General features: G+C 42.0%; 9 protein-coding genes. All 9 read right to left on the bottom strand.

Translation table 11 applies throughout. The features are described 5' to 3' along the window. Positions 1–62 precede the first annotated feature (62 nt). Positions 63–581 carry a signal peptidase II gene (gene lspA, locus CCU_RS12670; protein WP_015534938.1) on the bottom strand — a complete coding sequence of 173 codons (519 nt, stop codon included), beginning with the start codon at positions 579–581 and terminating at the stop codon, positions 63–65. 23 nt (positions 582–604) lie between these two features. Then, positions 605–1,690 carry a 3-dehydroquinate synthase gene (gene aroB, locus CCU_RS12665; RefSeq protein WP_015534937.1) on the bottom strand — a complete coding sequence of 362 codons (1,086 nt, stop codon included), beginning with the start codon at positions 1,688–1,690 and terminating at the stop codon, positions 605–607. A gap of 32 nt (positions 1,691–1,722) precedes the next feature. After that, positions 1,723–2,439, bottom strand: coding sequence for a DivIVA domain-containing protein (locus CCU_RS12660; RefSeq protein ID WP_015534936.1), 717 nt, complete (start codon positions 2,437–2,439; stop codon positions 1,723–1,725). Positions 2,440–2,464: 25 nt separating this feature from the next. After that, positions 2,465–3,118, bottom strand: coding sequence for a cell division protein SepF (locus CCU_RS12655; protein ID WP_015534935.1), 654 nt, complete (start codon positions 3,116–3,118; stop codon positions 2,465–2,467). 12 nt (positions 3,119–3,130) lie between these two features. Then, on the bottom strand, positions 3,131–3,826 hold the full coding sequence (locus tag CCU_RS12650) for a YggS family pyridoxal phosphate-dependent enzyme (RefSeq protein WP_015534934.1): 696 nt from the start codon (positions 3,824–3,826) through the stop codon (positions 3,131–3,133). 22 nt (positions 3,827–3,848) lie between these two features. Then, a complete protein-coding gene (locus tag CCU_RS12645; protein ID WP_015534933.1) occupies positions 3,849–4,322 on the bottom strand; it encodes a hypothetical protein in 474 nt (157 codons plus the stop codon). Continuing rightward, positions 4,298–5,305 carry an HlyD family efflux transporter periplasmic adaptor subunit gene (locus tag CCU_RS12640; protein WP_015534932.1) on the bottom strand — a complete coding sequence of 336 codons (1,008 nt, stop codon included), beginning with the start codon at positions 5,303–5,305 and terminating at the stop codon, positions 4,298–4,300. Before CCU_RS12640 ends, CCU_RS12645 begins: the two co-directional genes overlap by 25 nt. Before the next feature lie 42 nt (positions 5,306–5,347). Continuing rightward, a complete protein-coding gene (locus tag CCU_RS12635; RefSeq protein ID WP_015534931.1) occupies positions 5,348–5,767 on the bottom strand; it encodes a hypothetical protein in 420 nt (139 codons plus the stop codon). Positions 5,768–5,840: 73 nt separating this feature from the next. After that, positions 5,841–6,806 (bottom strand): D-alanyl-D-alanine carboxypeptidase family protein, encoded by a 966-nt coding sequence (locus CCU_RS12630; protein ID WP_015534930.1) that lies wholly within the window; start codon positions 6,804–6,806, stop codon positions 5,841–5,843. Positions 6,807–6,856 lie beyond the last annotated feature (50 nt).

The following is a 6,856-nucleotide window of genomic DNA, read 5'->3' as shown; positions in this document are numbered from 1 at the left end:
ACCTTGTCTATTCTTTTCCCTGCCCAGTCGCCGCTGGCTTCGGTGTTATATTCTTCCATATACTATTCCTGTCCATCTGTCTGTTTTTGGTGTATGATCTCTGAGAGCTCATCATCCTTATACTTGAACAGCACCAGAATAACTATAACAATAAAACTGCATGTGACAAATATATCTGCGACATTGAATACCGGGAAGTTAATAAGGCAGAAGTCAAACATGTCAACCACATATCCACGGGCAACTCTGTCGATCATATTGCCGACAGCTCCCGATATGAGAAATACCAGTGATATCCTGAGCGGTGTATATTTCTTTTCCTGATTGCCTGCAAGCCTGATGTATACATATATAGCCGCAAGCAGGATAACAAATGTTATCGCAAGCAGGAAAACGATCTTACCTGAGAAACTTCCCCAGGCCGCACCTCTGTTCTGAACATAGTTGAGCTGGAAAACTCCATCGATTATTTTCCTTGTCTGTCCAACCTGAAAGTTGGTTGATATGAGATGTTTCACCAGTTGATCTAAAGCTGTAAGAATAATAATGGCAAGTATAGCCATCGGTATTCTCTTTTTCATAATATCCGTTCCTCCTTTGAATATCAATGCCACTCAAATGCCTTTTTCATATCATCAGGAACGACATTGGTATTGATATATGCATCGCCAATAGTGTGAAGAAGGATAAATTTTATCTTGTCCCCAACCATCTTCTTATCGTTCTTAGTGTACTCTATGACAGCATCTGCATCGACAGGGTAGTCCTTGAGAGTAGGGAAACCAAACATATCAAATGCATGTATGATCTTATGAAGCTCGTCCTCTGTGATGTCACCCCTATTGTATGAGATAACAGACGCAAGGCAGCATCCGATGCCGACACATGCCCCATGACTCAGCTTAAGGTCGAGGTATCTCTCTATGGCATGTCCAAGAGTATGTCCAAAATTGAGCAGAGCTCTGTCGCCCTTCTCCGTAGGATCGTTCTCCACAACAACTCTCTTGATGTTGCAGCTCACCCTGATCATCTCCATCAGGACATCCTTATCCCTTGCAAGTATTCTGTCGTGGTTTTCTATAAGCCAGTCAAAATATGCAGAATCCTTTATGAGTCCATGTTTTATGATCTCACCCATTCCCGAAATAAACTGCTCATCGGATAACGTGGTGAGTGTTGACACATTGATATACACAAGCTTTGGCATGTGAAAGGCTCCGACCATGTTCTTATATGAATCAAAGTCAACGCCTGTCTTTCCACCAATACTGCTGTCCACCTGTGCCAGAAGACTTGTAGGTATCTGTACAAAGTCTATGCCTCTGAGATACGTTGCAGCAGTAAATCCGGTTATATCGCCCGTCACGCCGCCTCCAAGAGCCACCAGAAGATCTTTTCTGTCAAACTTTGCAAGAATAAGCTTCTCGTAGATCATCTTTACTGTATCAAGATTCTTCTGAGACTCACCGGCCTCAAATATAATAGATATCAATTCTTTGCATTTTCCATCAAGCTGATTCCTGATCTCATCGAGATAAAGAGGCGCAACATTACTCTCTGTAACGATACATACCCTTCTATCAGCAATTCCCTGTCCGGCTAAAAGCTCAGGCAGGGAATTAAAATCGTTTGCAAAGAAAATGTCATAGATTGGTTCATCATTCAGATGAACTGTGAGTGCATTACACATATAAACATTCTCCATTAGTATAAAATATATTGTTAGTTTCCAAATGGATTAACAAATGACTTACCGCCAAGATTCTTTGTGTATACAGACGAATCACTTGTAACACTTCCGCCACCGGCACCGCCAAGTGTTGAATCACCCATGGCTGAGCCGCCTCCTGATCCGAGAGTTGATTCCTCGCGGCCCTGTGGATCGCCGTCATAGGAGTTCATAAACGAATTCATAGCTGCGCTCTGTGTCGACTGTGAATAAGAAGCATTTGAACTGCCCTCGCTTAATACATCGTCGAAATTAAGTCCCATCTCCTCATTGATAGGATTCTGGGCAAGGTAATTCATATGGGCTTCCATCAGAGCCTTGAATGCACATACATAGTCCTTGTACTGCTGTTTTATTCCATCAATACTTCCCTCTATGCGCTCAAGCTCCTCCCTGGCCTCCTGCACTATATTATTAGCCTTGATCTTGGCATCATTCTCTATCAGTCTCGCCTTATCAGTGGCGTTCTTTGTAGACTCCTCAGCATTCTTCTCTGCTAGCATGAGAGATTTCTGGAGCTTTGACTCGGTTGTTCTGTAATGTACTAAACTGTCGGTCAGAGTTTTCACCTGATTGGTAAGATCTGCATTGGACTTATACAGTTCTGTGTAGCTGAGCACAACTATGTCAAAAAATGCATCTACATCTTTTCGCGCATATCCCATTCCATGCGTGAACTTCTTCTGTTGTAAATCAACTGGTGTAAGCATATGTAATCCCCCGTAAAAACATATATTAGTAAGTTGCCTTACTTGAAAGAGTTTCCCCCTGAAGAGATCCTCCAGCCAATTCCTCCCTTAAATCACCAGATACGTAGGTTCCATTAGGTGTGGCAAGGAATATGTTGCCTGAAATAGCCTGAAACAGACCATCCACAGCATAACTTGCTCCTCCAATGAAATCCGCTATTCTCTGTGCAGTTGGAAGATCAAGATCCTCCATGTTTATTACGATTATCTGTCCTCGATTGAGATGATCGATTATCATCTGCGCATCGTCAAACTCGTCCGGCTTGATAACAAATACTTCACTGTCATCCATTGCTCTGGATCTGCTGTTGATCGATACGAGCTTTCCATTACCTGCTCCTGACTGCTGACCATGAGAAGATCTTGCAGCTTTTGATCTGGCCGATCCATTGTCAGATGATGCAGAACCTTTGTACTTATTAAAGGACTTGAGCGGTGAAGCCTTCACTCTGGACTCTGTCTGAGGCGCATCGTAATCATCCTCATCATCGTACTCATCGTCTAAGCGATCGTCCATATCGTCTTCATCTTCATAGTCATCTTCATCTTCATCAAACAAATCATCATCAAAGTCATCGTCGCTTGAATCACTTAATTTGAAATAATCAAGAAAACTTTTCTTTGTATTTCCCTTTGCCATGATTGTTCTCCTTTAAATATTATAATTTCTGGCACCGAATATTCCCGTGCCAACTCTAACCAACGTTGCACCTTCTTCAACTGCAACTTCATAGTCGTTTGTCATACCCATCGACAAGACGCTCATATCGATATTATCAATGCTTTTAGATTGTATGTCAAGTGATAAATCTTTCAATTTGCGGAAATAGACCCTGTTGTCCTCGGGATCATCCACAAATGGAGCGATAGTCATAAGACCCTTAACCCTGATATGAGGGAAATCTTTTATCTCCTGGATAAGCGGAAGTACCTCGTCACATGACAGTCCAAATTTTGTTTCTTCCTGTGCAACATTTACCTCAATGAGAATATTGACTGTGACATCATGCTTTGCAGCCTCCTTCTCAATGGTTTTGGCAAGATTTAACGAATCAACGGAGTGTATCATACACACCTTATCTACAATGTATTTTACCTTGTTCGTCTGCAGGTGACCTATCATATGCCAGTTTACAGGTCTTGAGACATTCTCGTATTTGTCCACAAGCTCCTGAACCTTATTCTCACCAAAATCAACGGCATCCGTATCACTGAGCAATTCCTCTATATCTGACAAAGGCTTTGTCTTGCTAACGGCGATCAGAGTGACATCCTCCGGTGATCTGCCGGCCTTTTCACATGCCCTGACTATGTTCTCTTTTACTTTTTCGTAATTTTCTTTAAGCATATTATCATCTCCTGTGTCTGTACTATTGATATATAAGCTCTCCCTCTTTCATGGAATGTCCGTCCAGTAATATTCTGTCATATCTGGATATTCCATATGAAAGATCCGGCTTGATGATCGAGTAATCATCGCCCGATACGATAACCTCTATTCTTCTGAATTCCGCAGTTCCTCTTGATACACACAGAACACCATCCATCGTATACTTGGCGGCTGTGGCAACGGAAAATGTCTCCTTGGAATTATTCTTCTGCAGTACCGCATCGGAATCTATACTTGACGGATCAACATAACAGAATCTCTTGTCGGTAAAATATATTATCGGTGATATCTGTTTTATTGAAGTGCTTCCCGAATTGCCATATGTTACCTGATTAAAATGAGTCAGATCTGAATCACCACTGCCTCCTGTCAGGTAATCCACAGGTATCATATATACATCCTTTGTTATTACGGATGAAGCCGGTATCTTCAGACCGCTGGATTCCTCGAACATGAAGTTGATGTCCAGAAATCTTCATTTACATACTGCGCGATATATTTGTTGAATGATACCACTATATAATAATGACCATCTTTTTCGATCTTATCGTATGTCGATCTGATCTTTCTGCTCGAATTATTGATGGTAAATGAAGCATATTCATTCTGTGTAACCTTGTCAAATTCATCCTTGCTGAGCGATATGGCAATATTCCATTCCTCATCGTTGATAAGCTTACATACAGCGCTGCCCGCAGAAACCTGTCCATCTGACTTGAGTGACTGTTTTGTATACACAGTTTTATCAAAAAGCTCAGGTGTCAGATTCTTCACATCGACGCTCTCATATCCATCCTGATAGTATGTGACAAGTCCGCTGAATGGCGCCTTCTGGGCATCAAGTGAAAATGATGAAGAACCATTGCTGACCTGCTCAAGAGCAAGCTCCTCATAGAGCTCTAAAAGCTTGTTGTCGATGCTTGTCTTGAAATTATATACATTACCAAAATTGGATGCCGAAAATCCATTTTTGAACATCTTTATCTGATTGTTCAGACTTGTGTAATCTGCGCTCGTGAGAAGTGCTGAACCATTCTCCTGCATGTCGCTCATTGCTGCCTGCATGGAGCCCGAGCTGTCAATGGCATATATATTTGCACCCTTGGATACCTTCTCGCCATCTCTTATATAGTAGCATGGTGTTCCCGTCGCCGAGGCGGTTATGACAGTCTCACTTCTTACCGCAAGCCCTGTAGCCGTGAAATCAGTATCGTACGTACTCTGCTCAACCGTGAATATTATCGGATCAGAATCATTAACATACGCAACGACCCTGATGAGTATATATATGAATACGAGTGCAAAAAGGAATGTTCCAAAGCCCGGCATTTTAAGCTTTGGAAGTTCGATCTTTGTCTTTTGTTTTTTCGTTTTATTGTCGCCATAATATGTCTCCCGTAATTTACTCTGGCACAGAAAATGGCTGGCAACATACATATGCCAACCACATTCTATCTAAAATATAAGGCGGCATCCAGCTTATAATGCCGCAATAACGCAGTCCTTGAAATCCTCTGGTACGTCATTGACATCTGTTGCCAGACAGATCACTATATCAACATTGAACATATCGGATATGTTCTTTATCTCGTCCAATGCCTCAACGATATGTGACTCTCCAACGTATGCAACCGTCTTAAAATTATCTATATAAATCTTCTCAATATCACTGTTCTGGGAGATTATTCCTCGCACGAATCCGGTGAACGAATCCAGCTTGCTAATTCCATAGCTTGTACAGTTGATCATCTTGACTCTGTTGCTGAGCTCATAGAGATGCTTGTTGTTATTATCAAGAAATACTACCGTACCGGAAACAACCTTTACTTCATTGTTGACCTTATCTATCAGTGCCTTTGTCTTTCCCTTACCCTTATCTCCTGCAATAATGTGAATCATTTTTCATGCCTCCTGAATCTTGATGTAAAATTTATACAAATAATGTCCGTATCATATATGTCAGATACACACATCACTTTGCCTTATTTATAAGTTCAGTCATGGCGCTGTACAGTGCCTCTTTTCCATCTGCTCCGGCTACAAGAGCAATATACTCTTCACCGGTGGAATCGTTCTTAAGCTCCATGATAAGACAGTTGAGTGCCTCCTCTGTGGTTCCGGTCTTCCACGAACCTATCGAGTATCCATCTGGAAAATTTACCTCACCAGTTAAGAATTCATTTGTCGGCTCTATGGTTACCACCTGTTCATTGCCATCTGCATCCGTGTATGTGAAATCATATGTATCAAGTGAATCTATCACATACGCAAGGTCATGCTTTGAAAATTCCTTTATTATAAGATACAGATCATACGCTGTAGTGTAATGGTCATCGTCGTGAAGTCCATGACAGTTGACAAAGTGGGTATTTGTAGCACCGATCTCCTTCGCCTTTTCATTCATCATGTCACAAAATGCTGATTCGCTGCCGGCTATCAGCTCTGCAAGTATAACACCACAGTCATTATATGATGTTATCATGAGACCGTACAGCAGGTTCTTGACCGTCAGGCTGCAGCCTCCGACCAGGTCACTGGCCATGGCATCCCAATCGTCAAATGTGACCTTTCTGTTGAGAGTTACCACATCGTCAAGGGATATATCTCCCTTTTCTATGCTCTCCATAACGAGTATACCTGTCATGATCTTTGTCATACTTGCCGGATATATCTTTCCATGTACATTATGGGCCACTATGGTATCCTTGGTTGTCTCATCGACAAGCATAGCGGCATAACATCCGTTGTAGTTTGCGGCATCTATCTCCTCGCCCTGTGCTATCACAGCGTTATCGTATGCCATTCCGAGCTCCCCATACACCGGAAGATCAGGCAACACACCTATGTCGAGCTGTTTTCCAGCTTTGTAGGTCTTGCTTCCGCAGCCGGTCAGAAGGACCATCGACAACACAAGTATCAAAGTGATACTTCTTCGCATGTATTTCCTATTCTGCTTTGATTAAACATAATATAACCTCCGAAATATAT

Origin of the sequence: Coprococcus sp. ART55/1 (genome assembly GCF_000210595.1) — a bacterium.
Taxonomy (GTDB): Bacteria; Bacillota; Clostridia; order Lachnospirales; family Lachnospiraceae; genus Coprococcus; species Coprococcus aceti.
The sequence above is the reverse complement of the archived record's forward strand: the minus strand, read 5'-3'. Positions and strand labels throughout refer to the sequence as shown.